Here is a 20,245-nt window from a genome sequence, read left to right as displayed (position 1 = left end):
CCACGTCGGGGACATTAGTCAGGCGCCGAGAGCGAGGTCTTGTACAGAAGCGACAGCGGTTCCGTCGTGTCCGGTGCGCTCAGCTGGGTGGCGGTCCTTCCCACATACCGCTTGAGGGACCGCGCCAGGTGCGGCTGGTCGAAGTACCCCAGGCGGTGCGTGACCTCCTGGGCCGGCACGCCCTCCTGGAGCAGCACCGCCGCCTGGCGGGCGCGGTGGATCTGCCGGATGGCGCCCTGGGTCAGGCCGGTCGCCGCGACGAAGCGCCGCTGTAGCGTCCGCTCGGACACGTCCGGGCCGGTGCCGCCGAGCACCGCGGGGATGACCGGGTCCACGTCCACGATGCCCTCGCGCACCATGCGGCGCACGAACGCCTCGGCGTTGTCGTAGTCGGGGACGTGCCAGGCCGACCCCTTCAGCCACAGCGAGCGCCTCGTCACGTCGGGGATCTCCGCGCTGCCGCCCACCAGCCGGCTGACCGGGATGTGGGGCATCGACGTCCCCAGGGCGAAACTGATCCCGAAGAAGACGGAGTCCTGCGGAACCGGGGCGAGCGACGCCTTCGCCTCCGGACCCAGCACCGCCGCCTGTGCCTCACCCCGGTGCTCCCAGAAGACCAGTTCCCAGTGCGACGTCGCCACGGACATCATCCGGCAGACGTCTTCGCTTCGGCTGCGCCACACCCGCTCGACGTACGCCAGCTCCGACGGCCGGCTCTCGATCACCAAGCCCATTCCCGTCCCCCCAGCTCCAGCACAAGCCCCGGCCCGGCCAGCGCCTTCCGTACCATCCTGTCAGCTCGTCGGCGTCCTTCGCACTCGGTCAGCGGCAGTCTCCACGGCCGGCCGGAGGCGACTCGCCCATCGTCATGTCGCCGACTTGGGCGTTCTCGCCGGACGGCATACCGGGTGCGGACGTGGCCGCCTACTATGCGCCGCGCCGAGGCCGGAGTGGGCCTGATCATCACGGAGGGCACCACCATCAACCACCGGCCGGCGATGATCCTGCCGTGCCCCGCTTCCACGGGGAGGAGCAGCTCGCCGGCCGGGCGAAGGTGCCGGAGGCCGTGCACGCCGCCGGCGGGCACATCGTGCCTCAGCTGTGGCACGTGGGCATGGTCCGCGAGCCGGGCAAGCCGCCCTTCGAGGACGCGATGCCCGTCGGGCCGTCCGGTCTCACGCTCGACGGCAAGGACGGCACCGGCCGAGCCATGAGCCGAGCGGACACGCCGTCTCCGTCTCCCGGCCCGCCGCGGTCACCCGCCTGATCGCACACGCCGCCCGCACCGTCAGCCACTGACCGCACACAGCCCCACCGCGTGACGGTCACGTACGCCGGCGCTGGTAGCCCGGCCGGCCACCAGTGCCGGGCGACCTGAGGCCCGAACAGAGCCCGCGCCCCTGACCTCGGTCACCCGCCCGCACGGGCCCCGCTGGAGAACGCCCAGCGGGGCTCCACCCCGTCCAGGCCGGGTGACAGGCGGCGCAGCGCATCACCACGCGCTCACGGCCGTGGGGCCGGCGCCGGCCGCCGGCACCGGTCGGCGTCGTGACCCGGGCGGATCACTGAGCCGGGGGCCAGGCGGGGAGGACGCGGTAGCTGTAGATCGGGGCCGGCGGGTTCCACCAGTGCAGGCCGGTGACGTTGCCGAGGCCGTACGTGCAGTCCTTGCCCTTGAAGATCTCCACGTTGGCGTACTTGAAGTTGGCCACGGACAGCATCGGTTCCGGAAGGTTCGCGCACGCCGTGTCGGTGACCGGGATGGGGTACACCGTCCCGGTGAGATTCGTACCGGTGTAGAAGTTGGCCTGCCCCCACGGGATGTCGACTGCCGCGGCGGGTTGTGCGAGAGCCCCGCCCACGAGCAGCGCCGCTCCCGAGAGGCTGACGGCTGCACCCGTGAGGCGCGTGCTCCTGCGCATGTTCATGGTGCGCTCCTTTGCGCTGATCCATCGGTGATGCGCCACCTTGCGGCAACACACCCCGTTTAATTGACTCGTCAAGTATGAGGAGAGTCCTCAACTCCTGCAAGTAACACGCGAGTCGACGTCCGTCACACCTTGACGTGGCGAGGGATAGAGAGCACCGCTCCGCACGGGCCCCGGGACCGGTGCGTCGAATTGCTCGACTTCAACACTCTGAGCGGAGAAAAACACGAGATGGATATCTAAGATATGTTTCATGAACACTTCCCTGCCGTTCCGGGTGACTCCACGTTCGTCCTCCTACTGGCGCGTGACGTTCGACAGCCCCCCGATCAACCTGGTGACCTTCGAGCTCTTCGCCGCGCTGGGGGATCTCCTCGATCGCATGGAGGCGGACGACGACCTCAAGGTCGTCGTCTTCGACAGCGCGGACCCCGACTTCTTCCTCGCTCATTTCGACATGCTCCCGCGCAGTGAGCCGTACACGGGCCCCACTTGGCTGGAGGTCGCGGGACGCATGGCCCGGTCCCGCGTCATCAGCATCGCCTCCCTCCGCGGCCGGGCGCGCGGGGTGGGCAACGAGTTCGCCCTGGCGTGTGACATGCGCTTCGCCGCCAGGGAGAACGCCGTGCTGGGACAGCCCGAGGTGGGAGTGGGTGTCACACCCGGGGGCGGGGCCCCGGAACGGCTGCCGCTGCTGGTCGGACGGGGACGCGCACTGGAGATCATCGCGGGCGCCGACGACTTCGACGCCGAGACGGCGGAGCGGTACGGCTGGATCAACCGGGCGCTCCCCGACGCCGAACTGGACGCCTACGTGGACCGCCTCGCCACCCGGATCGCGTCCTTCGACCGCCGGCCGCTCTCCGAGGTGAAGACCCTGATCAACCGGTCCACCCTGCCGTCCGAAGCGGACCTGACGGCTGGTCAGGACACCTTCCGCACCTCGTTGACCTGGCCGGAGGCCCACGACAGGATCGGCCGGCTGCTCCAGCGGGGCCTGCAGCGACGCGGCGACGTCGAGTACGACCTCGGCGACCACGTCGCCGGGCTGTGACCGTCCGCCGACCTGCACCACCGCTCCCACGTTCGTGACACGACAGAGGCCCACCGGACGCCCGGTGGGCCCCTGCGTGGCGTCCCGGCCGGTCACCGCCGGCCGTCGCACCCTCAGGACAGGTGCCGCGCGAACCAGTCGACGGCCGCGCTGCTGGCCGCGTCGAACTCCTCCAGGTACGGCGAGAAGTGTCCGCCCGGGATCAGCTCCAGCCGCTTGGGCTCCAGCGCGCGCTCGTACGCGGCGAGTGCCATGTCGGTCGGCGTCATGGTGTCCTCACGGCCGACGATCATCAGCAGGGGCGTGGGGGAGATCCGGTTGATGTACACCTCGGGTTCGTACATACGGCTGTTGCGGCTCGATCGCAGTGTCAGCCTGTTCTCCCACGGGACGTCGGAGTCGTACGGCCGGAGGTAGAAGTCGACGACGTCGGGAGCGTGGTACAGAGCGGGAACGGCCGGGTCCTTGCTGACGATGGTGACCGTCGCCGGGTCGTTCCCCCGCAACTGCGCGCGCTCGTCGTCGTCGTAACGCCGTTCGATCTGCGCCTGGTGCTCCGGCAGGACGCGGCGCAGGCCGATCTCCACGCCGCTGACGATGGGTACCTGCGCCACGACGGCACGCAGCCGGCGGTCGGTGGCGCCGAGCACCAGGGCGTGGCCGCCGGCGAAGCTGGTGCCCCACAGACCGATGCGGCCCGCGTCGACCTCCGGCCGTGCCTCCAGGTAGGAGATCGCCCGGCGCCAGTCCGCGACCTGCTGCCACGGGTTGACATCGTGGCGCGGCGTTCCGGTGCTGGAACCGAAGGTGCGGTGGTCGTGGGCCAGGACGACGAAACCTGCCTCGGCGAAGGCCCTGGCGAAGGGTTCGAGTCCCTGGTCCTTGATCCCGCCGAGCCCGATGGCCATGGTGATGGCCGGCAGCGGCGTGCCGGCTCGGTCGGGCACGAAGAGCCAAGCCCCGAGGGTCGCCCCCTCCGCCGGTATCTCGACGTCGTGACGGGTGAAGGTCATGCGCATACCTTTCCGGGTCCGTAACAGCCTGCGTGTGTCCTACTCGGCGACGTGGCGGCCGAGGTCGAGTTCCACGCCGTCGGGTCGCTGGAGCCCACGCTCGAACAGGGAGCGCACGCGGTGGGCGTTCTCGGGGCGTCCGGAGGTGTGGAAGAAGGCCTGCAGGCTGGCGCCGTAGGACTCCTCGGCGGGCAGGGACTCCGCGTCGACGAGGGCCTTGGTCCGGGTGATCGCCGTCTTGTCGAAGCCCGCGATGCGGCGGGCGAAGCCGTCGACGAACCGCTCCAGTTCGCCGTCCGGCAGGACGCGGTTGACGTAGCCGTACGCCGCCGCGAGGTCGGCGGGGAAGTCGTCGGCGCCGAGCAGGATCTCCAGGGCGCGCCCGCGGCCCACCAGGTGGGGCAGCCGGCCGCTGGGGTTTCCTCCGGGGACGGATCCGACGCCGACCTCGAACTGGCCGAGGACGGCGCCCGGTCCGGCGAAGCGGATGTCGGTCGCCAGGGCGAACTCGCTGCCGGCGCCACGGGCGCGGCCGTTGAGCTCGGTGATGGTGACGGCGGGAACCTTCCCGAGCCGGTACAGGTTGTCGGCGAACGGGTGAAGGCCGGAGGGGGCCGGCCGCATCGCGGCGACGCGGGACCGGTCGGCCAGCATGTCCCAGTGCGCCATGAAGAAGTCGGGGTTGGCGCTGCGGAAGACGACGGCGGTCAGCTCCGGGGCCTGCTCGATGCGGGTGACCAGCTCGGCCAGCTGCTCGATGGTGTCGGGGTCGATCAGGTTGATCTCTCCGTTGGAGAAGGTCACCCGCCAGTAGGACGGACTGACCTCTTCGACGGCGAACTGTTCGTGGGTACTCATGGGTGTCTCCTCGGTTGGGGTGTACGTGTGTTTCCGGAGCCGCGCCGTGCCGCGCCGCCCGTGCCGCGCCGGGCCGGGGCACGCGGGCAGGCGGGCAGGCGGGCAGGCGGGCAGGCGGGCAGGCAAGCGTGGTCACGACGATGGGCGGCCCTCGGGGTCGGCCGAGCGGTCGAGGCCCGGCAGGTGCCGCCCCATGCGCATCTCGAAGTCGCCGGGCCTGCCCAGTCCCTGTTCCCGCGCGGCGTCGAGCCGGCGCCGGCTGGCCGGGCGGGCCGCGGAGGTCCAGAACGCGCGGCCGGTCCGGGCCTGGAGGGCGTGGGCGGGGAGCGTGACCTCGCCGACGAAGTCCTTCACCTCGACGAGCGCGACCTTGTCGAAGGAGGCGACCCTCTCCGCGACGTCCGTGACGAAGCCGTCCAGGTCGGAGTCCGGAACCGCACGGTCGACATAGCCGTAGCGCTCGGCGAGGTCGGCGTCGTAGTCCTGGCCGGTGAGCATGATCTCCAGCGCCCGGCCGCGGCCGGTGAGGAAGGGCAGACGGTGCGTGGGGGCGCCGCCCGCGACGAGTCCCAGACCGATCTCGGGCTGGGACAGCACCGCGTTCTCCCGGCCGGCGTACCTCATGTCGCACGCCAGGACGAACTCGCTGCCCGCGCCACGGGCGCGTCCCCGGATCTTGGCGATGGAGACGAACGGGCCCTCGGCGATCCGCGCCAGTACGTCCAGCCATGGGGGAAGGCCCGTGGGCCCGGCCGGCGGCGGGCTCTGGGGCGGCGGGGCGTCGACGTCGTAGTGCGCCAGGAAGAAGTCGGGGACCGCGCTGTCGAAGACCACGACGCGTACGTCGGGATCCTGCTCCAACTCTTCGACGAGAGCGGTCAGTTCGCTGATGGTGTGGCGGTCGATGAGGTTGAGCGGCGGATGGTCGAAGGTGATCCGCCACACCCGGGGATCCGACCTGTCCATCACGAGGCGCTGCTGTGCGTTAACGGTGACCTCCGGGGATACCGAACCTGGGACCTGTTTTCCAATCTAGCATCTGGATTGGAAAAACCATCTCAGCGGTAGGATGGCGGTATGCCGAGAAGAAGCCATGCAGCCCCGACGGGTGAGGCACGTTGCTCCATCGTTCGCTCGCTGGAGGTTTTCGGCGACCGGTGGAGTCTGCTGATACTGCGGGAGGCGTTGAACGGAGCGACGCGTTTCTCGGAGTTCAGGGAACGTCTGCACGTGGCGAGCGACGTCCTCACCCAGAGGCTCGCCGTCCTGGTGGACGGCGGAGTGCTGGACAAGCGGCCCTACCGGGAGGCGGGCACCCGGTCGCGGATGGCGTACCACCTGACCCCCGCGGGGCGTGAACTCATGGTGGTCTTCGGTGCGCTCCAGCAGTGGGGCGACCAGTACTGCCCGCATCCCGAGGGCCCGCTGGTGCGCCGGGGCAGCAGGTCGAGCGGCCGTCCCCTGCGCGTCGCCTTCGTCGACGAGACCGGCCGGGAGACTCCGCTGGAGGACGTCGACCTGGCCTCACCGGTCGAGGCGGACGCCGAGCGGCCGGTGGCGTAGCGGCCGACGGGCAGGGGGCGGCCCGGGGACGTCCGGTACGTCGAGGCGAGCCGCCCGCCCGGTCAGAGCAGGCCGGCCCGGTAGACGACGAGGGCGATCTGGACCCGGTTGTTCAGTTCCAGCTTGGTCAGGACGTGGGAGACATGTGCCTTGACCGTCGGGATGCTCAGGTAGAGGTCGGCGGCGATCTGTGCGTTGGTCTTCCCCTCGGCCACGGCGAGGGCGACTTCGCGCTCACGGGCGGCCAGTCGGTCCAGCAGCGCCCGCGCGGCGTGCCCGTCCCGGGCGGGCTCCCGCCGTACCGGCCCTTCCCCGGACGGCGGCTCCACGACGCCGGCGATGAGCTGGCGCAGGGCGCTCGGGGAGAACACCGGCTCTCCCGCGGCGGCTCTGCGCACGGCGGTGACGATGTCCTGCGGGCGGGTGTGCTTCAACAGAAATCCGCTGGCGCCCGCCTGCAGGGCACGCAGGACGTACCCGTCCGTGGTGAACGTGGTGAGCATGACGATCTCGGGAGGGTCCGGGCGGGCGCGCAGGGCCCGGGTCGCGTCCAGACCGTCCACGGTCGGCATGCGGATGTCCATCAGGACCAGGTCGGGGCGGAGACGGTCGACGAGGGCGGGGAGCTCGTCGCCGTCCGACGCCTCGCCGACCACCGTTATGTCGTCGGCGGCCCCCATCATCATGCGCAGCCCGGCGCGGACCAGGGGGTCGTCGTCGGCCAGCAGCAGGCGGATCATGCCGACCACAGTAGGGCCTCGTGCCGGCCGCGACGGGGTCTCATGCCGACCACGGGAGCCAGGCCGTCACCTGGAAGCGCCCGGACGCTCGCTCGTGTCTGAACGTGCCACCCGCCAGACCGGCGCGTTCGGACATGCCGATCAGCCCTTGGCGCGCCCCGGTGGCCTCGCCGGTGGGCGGGTCGTCCGGCAGGTCGTTGACGACCCTCAGGGTGAGGCCGTCGCCCGGCGTACCGGTCAGCGTCAGGCGTACGTCCTGGCCGGGCGCGTGCTTGCGCGCGTTGGTCAGCGCTTCCTGGGCGAGCCGGTACGCCGTACGACTGGTGAAGTCGCCCAGCGAGTCCTCCCCGGTGAGGTTCGTCTCCAGGTCGATGCGCATACCCGCCGCCCGGTTCTCCTCGACCAGCCGCTCCAGGTCGCCCAGCGTGGGCTGGGGCGGCTCGGTCCGTGCGGCGGCGCCCGGGGCGAAAGGGGTGCGCAGGACGCCGAGCACGTGCCGCAGGTCCTCCAGGGCCCGCCCCGCGCTGTCGCGGATCACCGCGGCGGCCTGGCGTACCTGCTCGGCGGGTGCGTGGGGGTGGAACTCCAGGGCGCCCGCGTGGAGACTCAGCAGTGACAGGCGGTGGGCGAGCACGTCGTGCATCTCCCGGGCGATGGCCTCGCGCTCTCGTCGGCGGGCCTGTTCGGCGCGCAGTGCCGCTTCGTCCTCGGCGCGCAGGGCACGCTCCTGGAGCCCGCGGACGAACAGGCCCCAGCCGACGGCGCCGCCGACCAGCAGGGCCCCCGTCACGGCCGAGGCCACCTGGGCCGCCTGGAAGGACCAGCGCGTCGCGAGGTAGAGCACGACGGGGACCAGCGCGATCGCCGTCACCCGTCGTGTGACGGCGACGGGGCACCGTACGGCCACGGTGAACAGGGCGACCGCCGCGGCGGTGATGACGGGTGTCACCGCGCAGAGCGCGATCAGGGTCAGGGCGACCGCCGCGGGGTGGCTGCGCCGCCACCACAGCGACAGGCAGGCCGCGAGGGGCACGAGGACGTCGCTCGCCCCGTACGAGAGCCCCGGCAGGGCCACGCCCGCGAACAGCTGGGGATACAGCCACAGCCCCCGGTGGCCGGCGGCCAGGGTGCCGGCCGTCAGTACGGCGGAGGCCGCCATGACGCCCAGGTCGCGCCATACGGCACGTCGGGCGTCGTCCGTGTTCGTCTGCCTCACGCCTCCGGAACCTACGTCGGTCCACGCCGCCGGCGCCAACCCAGGGGGGCGCGGCACACGAGTTCCCTACTTAGGTATGAGAAGCCGCCCCGCACACCGCGACTTCCGTCGCCCGGTGACCGCAGACTTTCAGCCGAAGACCCACCGTGCGTCGGCGCCTAGCGTCGAGGACATGAACCGATCCACGTACGACAACGCCGTTCCACCGACCCGTCACCCCGCACGGCTGGCCGCCGGGGCGCTCGGCGCGGTACTCCTTCTGCTCGGCCTCGTGCCCCTGGCCGAACGCCTTCTCGCCCACCTGGAGGTGTGGAGCCTCGCCCTGCCCTCCCCCGCCCTGACCGACCTGGCCCTGGCCGCGGCGGGCGCCGTCGCGCTGCTCCTGGCGCTGCGGAGCCGGAGCGTCCCGGCCCCCGGCCGGCCGGACCCGCAGGAGCGGTGACCCCGGGCCCCGTCCCGCAGGCCGTCCCTGCGGGGCGGGTGCCGTCCAGCGCGGGACACTTCGCCCGCGGCGCGGGTGTCCCCGCGAGGGCACCCCTGGCAGGGCGGCGGATCAGCCCACCTCGGTCACGAACCGGGTCAGCGTGTCAGCGAAGTCTCGCGGCGCCTCCACATGCGGGGCGTGCCCGGCACCGGGCAGGATCTGCACCGCGCCACGCCAGAGCGTCGGCATGGTGAGACCGAGCAGGTAGTCCAGGCTGACCAGTTGTTCGCCCTCGCCGTGCAGCACCGCGAGGGGCCGCGTCAGCTCCGCCACGACGGCGGCCTCGTCGGCGAAGTTCCCCGACTCGATGCACGCCAGGAGGCCGGCGCGAGCCCTGCCGTCGGTGGCGAGCACGTCGGCGACGAAGGCGTCGGTGGACAGGGCGGAGCCGGGCGCGAGGAAGGCGGTGGCGAAGCCCCGGGCCGCCTCGGCGTCGACTTCCGCGGTGAAACCCACGCTCATCGCGGGGTTCGGGAGGAACGCCCTGCCCACGTCGGTCACACTTGCGACGGGCGGAGTGCCGGCGAGGACGAACCCGGTGGCGCCGGGCAGCCGCTCCGCCGCCTCCAGCGCGATGTGCCCTCCCAGGCTCCATCCGACGACGACGGCGTCCTCGGCGTCCGTCTCACTGACGAAGGACGCGAGGAGAGAGGCGTAGCCCGGCAGCGAGTAGTCCTCGGGGTGCCGGGCGGGCGCTGATCCGCCGTGCCCCGGCAGGTCGAGTGCCACGCACCGGAACCGCTGCCCGAAGGGGCTTTCCAGCAAGGGGTCCCAGACCCGGGCCGACGAGGAGTTGCCGTGCAGGAGGACGACGGTCCGTCCGGTGCCCTCCGACGTCCTGTAGGCGATGTCCTGACCCTCGATGTCGATCCGTCGTTCGATCACAGCGCTTCCCTCCCTGTATGACGATGCGTCCGGACTCCGCCCGGCCGTGCGTGGGTGTCCCGTGGGCCTGCCCGGCCCTCGCGAACGTGTGGCGCGGCGCGTCCGGTCAGGCCGGGCCCGGACCCCTCTCCAGGCACGGGCGGGCCGGCCCGGACGGCGTCGCCCGCGCCGCGGGTCTCACTGCGAGGCGGCGAGGGTGAGGGCGGTCGCCACCGCGACGACGAGGAAGAGCACCGGAGACATGGCACCGCCACGGCTCGCGCTGTCCCCGTAGTCGCCCCACTTGACGTGGTACCTGATCGCTCCCAGGAACAGGACGGCCATGCCGACGGCCGCGGCGATGCCCAGGGGCTGCCACCAGATGCCCACGACGAGTCCCACCGCCGCGGCCGTCTCGGCGAGACCGATGAAGCGAACCAGCCCGGTGCCGAGTCCCTTCGCCACGAGGCCGTTCGGGACATCGCCCTTCAGCTGCACCTTGGGCGCGCCGGCGGCGAGGGAGAAGAGGGCGAGGAGGACACTGAGAACAACGGCGGCAATGTACATGACAGTCCTTGTCGTTGAGGTGGGATGAAGAACGTTGGGTCGATATGGATGAGGGTGCGCGCGCGGTACCCCCGCACGCGCGCGAGGCGGGCGGCGGGAGCGTCCTGGGGGAGGGAACCCGCGCGCCCACGCCCGGATCGGCACACGGTGGCCTCAGCCGGGCAGGGCGGGCGCCCGCACCCCTCAGGTGCCGATCTTGCGCAGAGCCGCCGCCAGCCTGGCGAGGTCCGGGCCCGCGAGGTGGTCGAGGAAGTGACGTCGGACGGATGCCAGGTTGGTCGGCCAGGCCTTCTCCAGCCGGGCGAACCCCGCGTCGGTGAGGCTCGCGTTCCAGCCGCGGGCGTCCTGCGCCGACCTGACCCGCCGCACGAGCCCCCGCCTCTCCAGGCGGTCCACCAGGCGCGTCAGACCGCTGACCGACATCTCCACCGCGGCGGCGAGGTCGCCCATGCGCATCTGCCGGTCCGGGGCCTCCGAGAGGTTCATCAGGGCCAGGTACTCGACGAGAGGGAGCCGCCGCTCCCGGACCATGTCGACGTCGACGGCGCGCGGCATGGCGTGGATGACACGCCCGAGCGCCCGTACGACGGCCTCCTCGTCCGCGCCGAGAGGACGCGGTTCCCGCTCAGCGGGCTTCGAACGCCGTGCGTGGGAGGACATGTTCCTCACAGTACGCGGCCGAGGGACTGAGACGGCCAGGAGGCGGCGGGAGCGGCCCGGCCCGCCCGGCCGGGTGCTGTCTGATCTTTGTCATGCCGAAACCCTTCGCGAAGGCGCAGCCCGGCGACGGTCCGGGATATACTTGCTGCGACAAGCAATCTACCACTGAAAATTGTAGCGTCAAATAAAGGGTGCGATGCCCCCGTCAGCGGAGAAGACGAGTCCACCCCTGATCGGTCGGCGTAGCTTTCATCGAGCGAAACACGAGGATGTGACCATGGCACCGAAGCCCGCATCAACCACAGACGGCGTTCGGCCGCTGTCCGCGGACGAAGAGGCCGTCGTCCGGTCCCTTCCCTGCCTCATCTACGCCCTGCCGCGCGCGATCGACGCCGACATGATGCGTGAGCAGCGGATGTCCAACACGGAGTACCTGACGCTGATGCACCTGTCCGAGGCGCCCGACCGGCAGCTGCGCATGGGCGCCCTCGCCAACGCCTGCGAGATGTCGCTCAGCGGCATGACCCGGGTCGTGCACCGCCTGGAGGGCCAGGGTTACATCCAGCGCGTGCGGTGCGACCAGGACGGCCGTAGCTGGCACGCCTACCTCACCGACAGCGGGCTGGCTCGTCTGGAGGAGGCGTGGCCGAGCGCTCTCGCCGCCATTCGCCGGCACTTCCTCGACCACCTGGAGGGCTTCGACCTCGCCAAGCTCGCCGCCGCCCTGCGGAACGTCGCCGCCTGATCTCCGCGTGCCCCGGCCGGCGCACAGTCGGCCCGGCCGGGGCACGCACGCCCGCGCCGCCACGGAGGCGTACGCCCTCACGGGACCGCATCGGGTGTGTCCATGTGGCGCACGGCACAGGCTCCGGTAGGGCAGCCGGCGAGATACGTAGCTATATTTGCTTGCCGCAGCAAGTTACTCGGGGCCGCGCACCCGGTCTCGTCAGCGGCGATGGTTCACACCTGACGAGCGCACGCGGCCCGCCGACACCCGATCGTTCTCCACTGCCCAGCAGTGCACACCACGTAGGAAAATGAGATGGTTCCCAGCATCACCGACGTCCCGTCAGAGCACGCTCGGACCACGCGTGTCCTCACTTTCGGGGGCACCGGCCGGCACCGGGGCACACACGCCGACGAGGACCGGTGCGCTCCCGCCGGCGACTTCGTGGGGCATGGCCGTCACCGCCGACCGGCGGGCACGCCCCTGATGCCGCCCGCCGCACTCCTCGGAAGCGGCGACGACCAGACGGCAGGCCGGCCCGGCCGGAACTGAATGCGGCCGGCCTGAGTGCCGCCCGGCCGCCGGCAGCCGACGACGCCGCGGTCGTCACCGCGGCGTCCGCACCCCGCGGACCAGTCCCGTACCGCTGTCGCGGCCCGCACGGCGCATCGTGCGCCGGCGGAGAGCAGCCGGTGACTCAGCCGAGGAACTCTCGGTCCATCAGTGGCGGCCGACAGAGCCGTCAACACGACAGGCAGGACACACACATGCACTTCGGGATCTTCGGCGTGGGTGACGTGGCGCGCGACCCGCTGACCGGGCGGACCCCCACGGAGCACGAGCGGATCAAGGCACTCGTGGAGTACGCGAAGCTCGCGGAGGACGTCGGACTGGACGTCTTCGCGATCGGCGAGCACCACAACCCTCCTTTCGTCCCGTCCTCCCCCACCACGCTGCTCGGGCACATCGCGGCACGGACCGAACGGATCCTGCTCTCGACGTCCACCACGCTGATCACCACCAACGACCCGGTGAAGATCGCCGAGGACTACGCGATGCTGCAACACCTCGCGGACGGCCGGGTCGACCTGATGCTCGGCCGTGGCAACACCGGCCCGGTCTATCCCTGGTTCGGCCAGGACATCCGCAACGGCATCGAACTGGCGGTGGAGAACTACGCCCTGCTGCACCGGCTGTGGCGCGAGGACGTGGTGGACTGGACCGGACGGTTCCGTACTCCGCTGCAGGGCTTCACCTCCACTCCGCGCCCGCTCGGCGGTGTCCCGCCCTTCGTCTGGCACGCGTCCATCCGCAGCCCGGAGATCGCCGAACAGGCCGCGTACTACGGTGACGGCTTCTTCCACAACAACCTCTTCTGGCCCAAGGAACACGTCCGCAGGCTGGTCGACCTCTACCGGAGCCGCTTCGAGCACTACGGACACGGCCCCGCCGACCACGCCGTCGTCGGCCTCGCCGCGCACCTGTTCGTGCGCGGGAACTCGCAGGACGCCGTACGGGAGTTCCGCCCCTACTTCGACGGCTCCGCCGCGTACGGGAACGGTCCGTCGCTGGAGGACACGATGGCCCAGACGGCGGTGGTCGTCGGGAGCCCGCAGGAGGTGATCGAACGCGTCCTCGCCTACCGTGAACACGCGGGCGGCGACTACCAACGGCAGTTGTTCAACGTGGACGGCATCGGCGTGCCGCACAGGACCGTGCTGGAGCAGATCGAATCGCTGGGCGAGATCGTGCCCGTCCTGCGCAAGGAGTTCGCCAGCAGCCGGCCCGCCCACGTTCCGGACGCCCCCGTGCATCCCTCCGCCGTCGCGGCGGCCGGAGTCGCACGCGGTGAGGACGGACGATGAAGCGCACACTCGCCGTGGTCTCGGCCGGCCTGCGGCTGCCGTCCACGACCCGGATGCTCGCCGACCGGCTCGCCGACGGTGTCCGCGCGGAGCTGGAGGGGCGCGGCGCACAGGTCGGCGTCGACGTCGTCGAGGTACGCGACCACGCGCACGACCTGGTCAACCACCTGATGGCGGGCTATCCGTCACCCGGGCTGAGGCGCGCGTTCGACGCCGTGACGGCCGCGGACGGCCTGATCGTGGTGACGCCGACCTTCACCGCCTCATACAGCGGGTTGTTCAAGATGTTCTTCGACTGCCTCGAAGACACCGCTCTGGTGGACAAGCCGGTGCTGACAGCCGCCACCGGAGGCACCGGGCGGCACTCACTCGTCCTCGAACACGCGGTGCGACCCATGTTCGCGTACCTGCGCGCCGTGGTCGTGCCCACGGCGGTGTTCGCCGCGACGGATGACTGGGGCTACGGCAGCGGCGACACGCAGGACCCGCTGGCACGGCGTATCGGGCGAGCTGCTCGGGAACTCGCCGACGCGGTGGCCCGGCGTGAGGCGCCGCCCCTCGTGGATCCCCACGACGGTCTCATACCGTTCGCGCGTCTGCTGGAGGGCGGGGAGTGAGGTAAGCCCGCCGGGGCGGTGGCTGCCGGCTCCCCCGCCCTGCCGGTACGGCGGTGCCGGCCGGTTTCATGCCGTGCCGGCCCGGCCCTCGCGGGCACGGTGCCCCGGAGCGCCGAGCGCGTCCAGGGCACCGTGCGGGAGGCTGTTCCGCGACGGGGGGCACGGGACAGCGTGCCAGCTGAGAACGGACGGCAGGGCCCCGTTGGGGCGGCGCACGGTCCGTCTCTCCGCTGTCGCCGAGACTCTACGAGCCATTACTTGACCCGTCAATCGTAGGGAGCGAAGGGCGATGTCCACGGCGATGCCGGACGTGCGTGTGGCGCTGGGGACACTCCCATACGTGCCGAGTCGAGTGTGCCGCGTGTCCGACGTGCGGCCCCACTGGGTGTGCCGGTGGCTCGGGCCCGGCCGGGGCACGGCGGCGCGTCACCACGCCGCGGCGCCGCCGTCGACCAGGTAGTCCGTGCCTGTGATGTACGCCGCGCGGTCGGAGGCGAGAAAGGCCGCGAGTTCGACGATCTCCTCGGGGCGGGCGAAGCGCTTGAGGAGCGTCTTGCCGGTGATCGCGTCCCGCGCCGCCTGGTCGTCGCCGAGATCCCGCTCACTGGCCGGCGTGCTGACGGGCCCGGGACTGATGGAGACGGCGCGGATACCGTGCGGCGCCCCTTCGAGCGCGAGTTGTCTCGTCATGCCGACGACGCCGGCGTTCGCCGCGCAGTGCGCGACCATCGGCGGCACCTGCCCCGCGATCGAGCCCGCGACGGAGGCCACGTTGAGGACGACGCCTCCGCCGCGCCGGATCAGGTGCGGCCAGGCGAACTTCGTGACGAAGAAAGGGACGTTGAGCTCGCCGACTATGGTCGCGTTCCAGTCGTCGACGGAGAAGGCGGACACCGGCCCGAAATACTGCACGGCCGCGTTGTTGTAGACCACGTCGAGCCCGCCGTAGGCCGTCACGGCGTCTTCGACGACCTGCCGGGCCTGTGCGGGGTCCCGCAGGTCGACCGGGGCGACGTCCGTCACCTCACCACCGGCGCGACGTACGAGTTCGGCCGTCTCGCGGCTGGCGTCCTCCTGTATGTCGCAGCCGACCACCCTGGCACCCTCCCGTGCGAAGGTCAGCGCCGCGACACGCCCCAGTCCTCCCCCGGTCCCCGTGATCAGTACTACTTTGCCATCGAGCATTCCCATGGAAACCCTCCCGGTCGGCGGCACACCGTCACCCGGGCGGCTGGTGCGTCGGGCGATCAGGGCTGACGAAGCGCGATTCGAGGCGAGCAGACGGACATCGTCGTCTTCGATTCCATCGCGCGGGCCAAGACTGGGCAGCGGGGATTGCGTCGTCAAGACATCACAACCGGGACGTGCGGCGGGGACGGGCTTCCGTCAGACAGAGTGTGTGGCCGCGACATAACGACGGACGGCGTCGGACGAGCGCGCACCCGCCGGATCCGGCCCCGCGGTCCGGGTGGTCGTCGTCCTCCCGACCCGACAGGCCTTAGGACATCTCCGCGGCGTTGTCCAACACCGAAATGACGCACGTCTGATTCGCCTGCCGTACTCAATCGCCTCTGGTCAGGGCGGATGACGACGACGGCGACCCGCTTTCGCCCGGACGAGCCGTGCCGTGGCGCCGGTGCCTCCCGGACCGTGTTGACCTCCCCGCCCGGCCGACTCAGAATCCGACTACGCGAGTCGAGACCGGCGTCGCCGCGGCCCGGTCCCGCAAGCCGTCCGCTCGCCCACAGGAACAGGACACAGCCGTGCGCCCCCCGCATGCGGGCGGACGTCGCGGACGGCTCCCGGAGCACCGAGGCGGTCCGGAACCGTCCTCACCGCCGGAGTACGGCCCGGAGGAACCGGCGGAAGCAGACCGCAGGCCCCCGGACCATGTCCCCCACCGCGCGTGACACGCCGTCGACGCGCCTACGCTCGGCCACAAGGAGTACCCAGCCGTGTCGCTACACCGTCTGACCGACATCACACTCGGCGTCCCCAACGTCGCGGAGACGCTCGAGTACTACACCACCTACGGCCTCATCCCGCAGGAGCCGGACACCCCCGGCGAGCACTGGTTCGGCACCGTCGACGGAGGTCCGCGCCAGCTCCGCATCGTGCAGGCGCCGGTCCGCAGGCTCATCTCGCTGGGCATCGGTGCCGACGACCGCGACGACCTCGGCCGCATCTCCGCCTCCCTGTCACGTTTCGGCGTGCACAGTGACGTGGACGGCGACCGGCTCACGACCACCGAGCCGGTCACCGGCCTGAGCGTAACGGTGTCGGTCGCGCCGCAGATCCCGGCGAAGCCGGCTCCCAGGGCGCACCCAGCCAACCACCGGGCCCCCTCGGTGTTCGCCACCGAGCCCGTGCGTCCGCGCAAGCTCGGCCACGTGTACCTCGGATCGACCGACGCGGCGACCACACAGGGATTCTTCACGGACGGCATCGGCTTCAAGATCAGTGACGAGGTGCGCGACGCCGCCACGTTCATGCGCTGCTCGACGGACCACCACAACCTGGTCGTGGGTGCCTCGCCGGTGAACTACCTGCACCACAGCTCCTGGGAGGTCGCCGACGTCGACGAGATCGGCCGTGCGGCCAAGGCGGTCCTGGAGGGCCACCCGGAGCGGCACACCTGGGGGTTCGGGCGACTGGCGATCGGCTCGAACTACTTCTACTACCTGCGCGACCCCGCCGGTAACCAGTGCGAGTACTACTGCGGCATGGACGAGATCACCGAGGACCAGCTGTGGAAGCCCGGCGTGCACGAGGGCGGCGCCGTCTGGGGCCCGCCCATGCCCGCCTCGCTCATCAGCCCCGACGACCTCGCCGAACTGATGGCCGGCGCGCACTGACGGCATCGCGCCCTCCCGTGCGCGGCGCGACGTCCGCCACGAGCGCCGCCCGATCCGCACGTCCCGGCGGCACCGCGCCTGCGCCTGGCCGCACGACCGCCGGGCGCAGGTCTGCCCGGTCCGCCGGCCTCGCTCACCGTTCCACCTGCCGAGCACCTCGGCACCACCCCGGGAGACCAGTTGCCATGACCAACGACCCCCTGCCCCGGCCGGTCGACCTCTACCCCGGCCTGCCCCTCACCGTCACGAAGGCCGGTTCCGGCCGGCCGGTACTCGTTCTCCACGGCGGCCACGGCCCTGCCAACACCGTGGCGATCCAGAACCATTTCGAGAAGACGTCCACCGTGATGGCGCCGACGCATCCGGGGTGGAACGGCACGCCCCGGCCGGCCTGGTTCTCCGGAGTGGACGACCTCGCCCACGGCTACCTCGACCTCCTGGAGGACGAGCGCCTGCACGACGTCCTGGTCGTCGCCACGTCGTTCGGCGGCTGGATCGCGTCGGAGATGGCGGTGCGCGACCGCGGCCACCGCATCGGCCGCATGGTGCTGATCGACCCCATCGGGCCGGAGATCGACGGTTTCACCATGCGGCTGGACTGGGAGCAGCCGGGAGGCCGCCCCATGCCCGCCAACATGCACCTGGTGTACGCCTACGCGGGGCGGTCGCTGAGCGATCCGAAACTGCTGCGGCGGCTCGGGCGCGTCCGGACCCCCACCCTCGTGCTGTGGGGGGAGGACGACCCGGTCCATCCGCCGGAGTACGGACGTGCCTACGCCGGTGCCTTCGCCGACTCGCGGTTCGAGATCGTCCCCGGTGCCCGGCACATGCCGGTGGTGGAGGCACCCGAGGCCACCTTCGCAGCCATCGACTCCTTCCTGACGGCCTCATGAGCCGCCCGGACACGGAAGACCGCGCACGAGGCCCCGGCCGTCGCCCTGCGGCGTCCGCGCCGGGGGAGGAACCGGCCCCCGGACCCGGAGTCCCCGGGGCAGCGGCCGGGCCCCGGCAACGGGGCGGAACGGCTCAGGCCGTGGGACCCGTCGTCCGCGACAGGGACTCGGCGGAGTTCTTCGACGGAACGCGCCGGGGCGTGTTCCTCCTCCGTCGCAGCCGCACGGGTGAGTACCTCGATCCGGCCGCGGTGCCGGTCCTCTGCGAGGAGGCCGGTCTCACTTCCGTCGCCGCCTCGGGCACCGGACGGATCGTCACGTGGGCGATCCTGCACGGTCGCGGCGACGGCCGGGCGCCGGTGCGCACCGTCGTCGCCATCGTGGAGCTGGACGAAGGACCGTGGTGGTGGAGCCGGATCGTCGGAGTCGATCCCGACGAGGACCTGTCGGACCTCCGCGTCGAAGTCGACTTCGTCGCCTCCGGCCCCGACCCCCGTCATGAAGCAGTACCGGTCTTCCGGCCGGCCGCAACCGGCTAGAGAAGGAGGGGCGATGAGCGACACGGAGCCCGCAGCGCTGACCGAACGGCGCGGGCACATCCTGGTGATCACACTGAACCGGCCGCACGCGATGAACGCGGTCGACGCCGACGTCAGCGCCATCGTCGGCGAGGCACTGGCGCACGCCGACGAAGACCCCGGCGTACGGGTCGTCGTCCTGACCGGGGCCGGCCCCCGGGCCTTCTGCGCGGGCGCCGACCTGAAGGCGGTGTCCCGCAACGAGCCGGTGACGGACCTCCGGCACCCCGAGTGGGGCTTCGCCGGCTATGTCCGGCACCCCGTCTCCAAACCGACGATCGCGGCGGTCAACGGCTACGCCCTGGCCGGCGGGATGGAGCTGGTGCTGGCCAGCGACCTCGCCCTGGCGGCCGAGTCCGCGACGTTCGGCCTGCCGGAGGTCGCCCGAGGGTTGCTCGCCGCGGCCGGCGGACTCTTCCGGCTCCCCGAACAGATACCGCGGAAGGCGGCCATGGAGATGCTCCTCACGGGAGAACCCATCGACGCGCGGCGCGCCCTGAGCCTCGGGCTGGTCAACCGGGTCGTCCCGGACGGCACCGTCCTGGACGCGGCTCTGCTTCTCGCCGAGACGGTCTCACGCAACGCGCCTCTCGCCGTCCAGGCCAGCAAGCGCGTCGCCACCGGTCAGAGCCGGCGCACGGTGCCCGCCGAGGCCGATGCCTGGCTGCGTACCGGCCAGGAGACCGCCCTGGTCAAGGCCAGCGAGGACTTCAGGGAAGGCACCAGGGCCTTCGTGGAGAAGCGGCGGCCCTCCTGGCGGGCCAGGTGAGCGCAACTCCCCTGTCGCCGTCGACGCCGGACCGAACGGAGCGGACCGTGACGGCCGGACCCGGTCTGCGGGTCGCACGGGACGGCTCGGTGCTGCGCGTGACGTTCGACCGCCCCGCGGCACTCAACGCGCTCACCGCCGAGTTGCTGAACTCGGCGGCGGAAGCGGTGGAGACGGCCGGCGAGCACACCGGCCTCCGGGCGATCGTCCTCACCGGTGCCGGACGGGCCTTCAGCTCAGGCGCCGACCTGCGTGGGAGTCCGAACCCGTCACCCGCGGCCGGATCGGGCACTCTCGACGCCGTGAACCGCCTGGTGCGAGCGGTGCGGCTGGTGCCCTTGCCCGTGCTGGCGGCCGTCAACGGGCCGGCTGTCGGCGGTGGTTGCTCGATCGCTCTCGCGGCCGACATCGTCCTGGCCCGCGAGTCGGCCTACTTCATGCTCTCCTTCACCAACATCGGCCTGATGCCCGACGGGGGCGCCAGTGTCCTCGTCCCCGACGCCGTCGGACGTGCCCGGGCGGCGCGCATGGCGATGCTCGGCGAACGGATACCCGCGCCGCTCGCCGCGGACTGGGGACTGATCGCTCACGCGGTCCCCGACGAGACGTTCGGCTCCGAGGTGGAACGGCTGACCACCCGGCTGGCGCAGGGCCCCACGGTGGCCTACGCCCAGACGAAACGCGCCCTCAACGCCGCGACGCTGGACCGTCTGGAGCGGGCGTTCGCGATCGAGGCGGCAGGGCAGACGGTGCTGAAGGGCACGGCCGACTTCACGGAGGGCGTCTCGGCTTTCCGGCACAAGCGGAAGCCCCGATTTCTCGGCGAATAGCACCCACCACACCTCCTGAAACCCGGCATTCCAGCGGCTGGCTCACAGACTCACCCGCTCCGAGGCGGCCGTTCGGCGGCGGAAACAATGTCACGCGCGAATATCAGAGCGAGAGTCATTCGGAATTGGACGGGCCCGATCCGGCGGGCCTACCGTGGGGACGT

General features: G+C 71.6%; 22 protein-coding genes and 1 pseudogene. 12 read left to right on the top strand and 11 right to left on the bottom strand.

Annotated features, from left to right (window positions below):
- Window positions 1-14 precede the first annotated feature (14 nt).
- Window positions 15-734, bottom strand: coding sequence for a helix-turn-helix domain-containing protein (locus tag OO52_RS39130; RefSeq protein WP_030655439.1), 720 nt, complete (start codon window positions 732-734; stop codon window positions 15-17).
- Between the two features lie 128 nt (window positions 735-862).
- Here OO52_RS39130 and OO52_RS53345 point away from each other — a divergent pair.
- Window positions 863-1,225, top strand: a pseudogene (locus OO52_RS53345) (12-oxophytodienoate reductase); the annotation flags it as partial.
- 337 nt (window positions 1,226-1,562) lie between these two features.
- Here the strand turns inward: OO52_RS53345 and OO52_RS39120 are convergent.
- Complete coding sequence (locus tag OO52_RS39120) at window positions 1,563-1,928, bottom strand: hypothetical protein (protein WP_030655432.1); 366 nt, start codon at window positions 1,926-1,928, stop codon at window positions 1,563-1,565.
- A 253-nt stretch (window positions 1,929-2,181) separates the two neighbouring features.
- Here OO52_RS39120 and OO52_RS39115 point away from each other — a divergent pair, with 253 nt between their 5' ends.
- Complete coding sequence (locus tag OO52_RS39115) at window positions 2,182-2,982, top strand: enoyl-CoA hydratase/isomerase family protein (RefSeq protein WP_030655429.1); 801 nt, start codon at window positions 2,182-2,184, stop codon at window positions 2,980-2,982.
- Between the two features lie 113 nt (window positions 2,983-3,095).
- Here OO52_RS39115 and OO52_RS39110 read toward each other — a convergent pair whose 3' ends face one another.
- The 3 genes from OO52_RS39110 to OO52_RS39100 form a co-directional block, all read right to left on the bottom strand.
- Window positions 3,096-3,995, bottom strand: coding sequence for an alpha/beta hydrolase (locus OO52_RS39110; protein WP_030655427.1), 900 nt, complete (start codon window positions 3,993-3,995; stop codon window positions 3,096-3,098).
- 39 nt (window positions 3,996-4,034) lie between these two features.
- Entirely contained in the window at window positions 4,035-4,853 is an 819-nt protein-coding gene (locus OO52_RS39105) for an enoyl-CoA hydratase/isomerase family protein (RefSeq protein WP_030655425.1), read from the bottom strand.
- A gap of 132 nt (window positions 4,854-4,985) precedes the next feature.
- The gene (locus OO52_RS39100; RefSeq protein WP_051818936.1) at window positions 4,986-5,819 is read right to left on the bottom strand and encodes an enoyl-CoA hydratase/isomerase family protein; all 834 of its coding nucleotides are present in this window, start codon (window positions 5,817-5,819) and stop codon (window positions 4,986-4,988) included.
- Window positions 5,820-5,930: 111 nt separating this feature from the next.
- Here OO52_RS39100 and OO52_RS39095 point away from each other — a divergent pair, with 111 nt between their 5' ends.
- Complete coding sequence (locus OO52_RS39095) at window positions 5,931-6,416, top strand: winged helix-turn-helix transcriptional regulator (protein WP_030655418.1); 486 nt, start codon at window positions 5,931-5,933, stop codon at window positions 6,414-6,416.
- Window positions 6,417-6,478: 62 nt separating this feature from the next.
- Here the strand turns inward: OO52_RS39095 and OO52_RS39090 are convergent, their stop codons facing one another.
- Together OO52_RS39090 and OO52_RS39085 are read right to left on the bottom strand one after the other, a co-directional pair.
- A complete protein-coding gene (locus OO52_RS39090; protein ID WP_030655416.1) occupies window positions 6,479-7,156 on the bottom strand; it encodes a response regulator in 678 nt (225 codons plus the stop codon).
- A 40-nt stretch (window positions 7,157-7,196) separates the two neighbouring features.
- A complete protein-coding gene (locus OO52_RS39085; RefSeq protein ID WP_106972140.1) occupies window positions 7,197-8,372 on the bottom strand; it encodes a sensor histidine kinase in 1,176 nt (391 codons plus the stop codon).
- A gap of 172 nt (window positions 8,373-8,544) precedes the next feature.
- On the opposite strand from OO52_RS39085, the gene OO52_RS39080 reads away from it, so the two are divergent.
- A complete protein-coding gene (locus OO52_RS39080; RefSeq protein ID WP_030655410.1) occupies window positions 8,545-8,814 on the top strand; it encodes a hypothetical protein in 270 nt (89 codons plus the stop codon).
- A gap of 111 nt (window positions 8,815-8,925) precedes the next feature.
- On the opposite strand, the gene OO52_RS39075 is transcribed toward OO52_RS39080, so the two are convergent.
- The 3 genes from OO52_RS39075 to OO52_RS39065 all read right to left on the bottom strand — a co-directional run bounded on the left by OO52_RS39075 (window position 8,926) and on the right by OO52_RS39065 (window position 10,947).
- Window positions 8,926-9,741, bottom strand: a complete 816-nt coding sequence (locus tag OO52_RS39075; protein WP_048910401.1) for an alpha/beta fold hydrolase — start codon at window positions 9,739-9,741, stop codon at window positions 8,926-8,928.
- Window positions 9,742-9,918: 177 nt separating this feature from the next.
- Window positions 9,919-10,287, bottom strand: coding sequence for a DoxX family protein (locus tag OO52_RS39070; protein ID WP_030655404.1), 369 nt, complete (start codon window positions 10,285-10,287; stop codon window positions 9,919-9,921).
- 183 nt (window positions 10,288-10,470) lie between these two features.
- Window positions 10,471-10,947 (bottom strand): MarR family winged helix-turn-helix transcriptional regulator, encoded by a 477-nt coding sequence (locus OO52_RS39065; protein WP_030655401.1) that lies wholly within the window; start codon window positions 10,945-10,947, stop codon window positions 10,471-10,473.
- Window positions 10,948-11,224: 277 nt separating this feature from the next.
- Between OO52_RS39065 and OO52_RS39060 the strand changes: the two genes are divergently transcribed.
- The 3 genes from OO52_RS39060 (at window position 11,225) to OO52_RS39045 (ending at window position 14,156) form a co-directional block, all read left to right on the top strand.
- A complete protein-coding gene (locus OO52_RS39060; protein ID WP_030655399.1) occupies window positions 11,225-11,692 on the top strand; it encodes a MarR family winged helix-turn-helix transcriptional regulator in 468 nt (155 codons plus the stop codon).
- Window positions 11,693-12,441: 749 nt separating this feature from the next.
- Window positions 12,442-13,539, top strand: a complete 1,098-nt coding sequence (locus OO52_RS39050) for a CE1758 family FMN-dependent luciferase-like monooxygenase (protein ID WP_030655395.1) — start codon at window positions 12,442-12,444, stop codon at window positions 13,537-13,539.
- Window positions 13,536-14,156: an FMN reductase gene (locus OO52_RS39045; RefSeq protein ID WP_030655391.1), complete on the top strand. Its 621-nt coding sequence runs from the start codon at window positions 13,536-13,538 to the stop codon at window positions 14,154-14,156. Before OO52_RS39050 ends, OO52_RS39045 begins: the two co-directional genes overlap by 4 nt.
- Window positions 14,157-14,582: 426 nt before the next feature.
- Here OO52_RS39045 and OO52_RS39040 read toward each other — a convergent pair whose 3' ends face one another.
- Window positions 14,583-15,347, bottom strand: coding sequence for an SDR family NAD(P)-dependent oxidoreductase (locus OO52_RS39040; RefSeq protein WP_030655388.1), 765 nt, complete (start codon window positions 15,345-15,347; stop codon window positions 14,583-14,585).
- Window positions 15,348-16,111: 764 nt separating this feature from the next.
- On the opposite strand from OO52_RS39040, the gene OO52_RS39035 reads away from it, so the two are divergent.
- From OO52_RS39035 to OO52_RS39015, 5 genes are all read left to right on the top strand, one after another.
- The gene (locus tag OO52_RS39035) at window positions 16,112-17,011 is read left to right on the top strand and encodes a VOC family protein (RefSeq protein ID WP_030655386.1); all 900 of its coding nucleotides are present in this window, start codon (window positions 16,112-16,114) and stop codon (window positions 17,009-17,011) included.
- A 185-nt stretch (window positions 17,012-17,196) separates the two neighbouring features.
- The gene (locus OO52_RS39030; protein WP_030655384.1) at window positions 17,197-17,904 is read left to right on the top strand and encodes an alpha/beta fold hydrolase; all 708 of its coding nucleotides are present in this window, start codon (window positions 17,197-17,199) and stop codon (window positions 17,902-17,904) included.
- 140 nt (window positions 17,905-18,044) lie between these two features.
- On the top strand, window positions 18,045-18,443 hold the full coding sequence (locus OO52_RS39025) for a Zn-ribbon domain-containing OB-fold protein (RefSeq protein ID WP_030655381.1): 399 nt from the start codon (window positions 18,045-18,047) through the stop codon (window positions 18,441-18,443).
- Window positions 18,444-18,456: 13 nt separating this feature from the next.
- Window positions 18,457-19,251 carry a crotonase/enoyl-CoA hydratase family protein gene (locus tag OO52_RS39020; protein ID WP_030655379.1) on the top strand — a complete coding sequence of 265 codons (795 nt, stop codon included), beginning with the start codon at window positions 18,457-18,459 and terminating at the stop codon, window positions 19,249-19,251.
- A gap of 47 nt (window positions 19,252-19,298) precedes the next feature.
- Window positions 19,299-20,081 carry an enoyl-CoA hydratase gene (locus tag OO52_RS39015; RefSeq protein WP_030655378.1) on the top strand — a complete coding sequence of 261 codons (783 nt, stop codon included), beginning with the start codon at window positions 19,299-19,301 and terminating at the stop codon, window positions 20,079-20,081.
- Window positions 20,082-20,245: the final 164 nt, after the last annotated feature.

This window comes from Streptomyces flaveolus (assembly GCF_000716535.1).
GTDB lineage: Bacteria > Actinomycetota > Actinomycetes > Streptomycetales > Streptomycetaceae > Streptomyces > Streptomyces flaveolus_A.
This window is presented reverse-complemented; position numbering and strand designations above follow the sequence as displayed.

What these genes read in the sequence shown, in the direction of transcription:
- OO52_RS39130 (WP_030655439.1), bottom strand. Translation starts at nt 734, where the DNA reads ATGGGCTTGGTGATCGAGAGCCGGCCGTCGGAGCTGGCGTACGTCGAG.
- OO52_RS39120 (WP_030655432.1), bottom strand. Translation starts at nt 1,928, where the DNA reads ATGAACATGCGCAGGAGCACGCGCCTCACGGGTGCAGCCGTCAGCCTC.
- OO52_RS39115 (WP_030655429.1), top strand. Translation starts at nt 2,182, where the DNA reads ATGAACACTTCCCTGCCGTTCCGGGTGACTCCACGTTCGTCCTCCTAC.
- OO52_RS39110 (WP_030655427.1), bottom strand. Translation starts at nt 3,995, where the DNA reads ATGACCTTCACCCGTCACGACGTCGAGATACCGGCGGAGGGGGCGACC.
- OO52_RS39105 (WP_030655425.1), bottom strand. Translation starts at nt 4,853, where the DNA reads ATGAGTACCCACGAACAGTTCGCCGTCGAAGAGGTCAGTCCGTCCTAC.
- OO52_RS39100 (WP_051818936.1), bottom strand. Translation starts at nt 5,819, where the DNA reads ATGGACAGGTCGGATCCCCGGGTGTGGCGGATCACCTTCGACCATCCG.
- OO52_RS39095 (WP_030655418.1), top strand. Translation starts at nt 5,931, where the DNA reads ATGCCGAGAAGAAGCCATGCAGCCCCGACGGGTGAGGCACGTTGCTCC.
- OO52_RS39090 (WP_030655416.1), bottom strand. Translation starts at nt 7,156, where the DNA reads ATGATCCGCCTGCTGCTGGCCGACGACGACCCCCTGGTCCGCGCCGGG.
- OO52_RS39080 (WP_030655410.1), top strand. Translation starts at nt 8,545, where the DNA reads ATGAACCGATCCACGTACGACAACGCCGTTCCACCGACCCGTCACCCC.
- OO52_RS39070 (WP_030655404.1), bottom strand. Translation starts at nt 10,287, where the DNA reads ATGTACATTGCCGCCGTTGTTCTCAGTGTCCTCCTCGCCCTCTTCTCC.
- OO52_RS39065 (WP_030655401.1), bottom strand. Translation starts at nt 10,947, where the DNA reads ATGTCCTCCCACGCACGGCGTTCGAAGCCCGCTGAGCGGGAACCGCGT.
- OO52_RS39060 (WP_030655399.1), top strand. Translation starts at nt 11,225, where the DNA reads ATGGCACCGAAGCCCGCATCAACCACAGACGGCGTTCGGCCGCTGTCC.
- OO52_RS39050 (WP_030655395.1), top strand. Translation starts at nt 12,442, where the DNA reads ATGCACTTCGGGATCTTCGGCGTGGGTGACGTGGCGCGCGACCCGCTG.
- OO52_RS39045 (WP_030655391.1), top strand. Translation starts at nt 13,536, where the DNA reads ATGAAGCGCACACTCGCCGTGGTCTCGGCCGGCCTGCGGCTGCCGTCC.
- OO52_RS39040 (WP_030655388.1), bottom strand. Translation starts at nt 15,347, where the DNA reads ATGGGAATGCTCGATGGCAAAGTAGTACTGATCACGGGGACCGGGGGA.
- OO52_RS39030 (WP_030655384.1), top strand. Translation starts at nt 17,197, where the DNA reads ATGACCAACGACCCCCTGCCCCGGCCGGTCGACCTCTACCCCGGCCTG.
- OO52_RS39020 (WP_030655379.1), top strand. Translation starts at nt 18,457, where the DNA reads ATGAGCGACACGGAGCCCGCAGCGCTGACCGAACGGCGCGGGCACATC.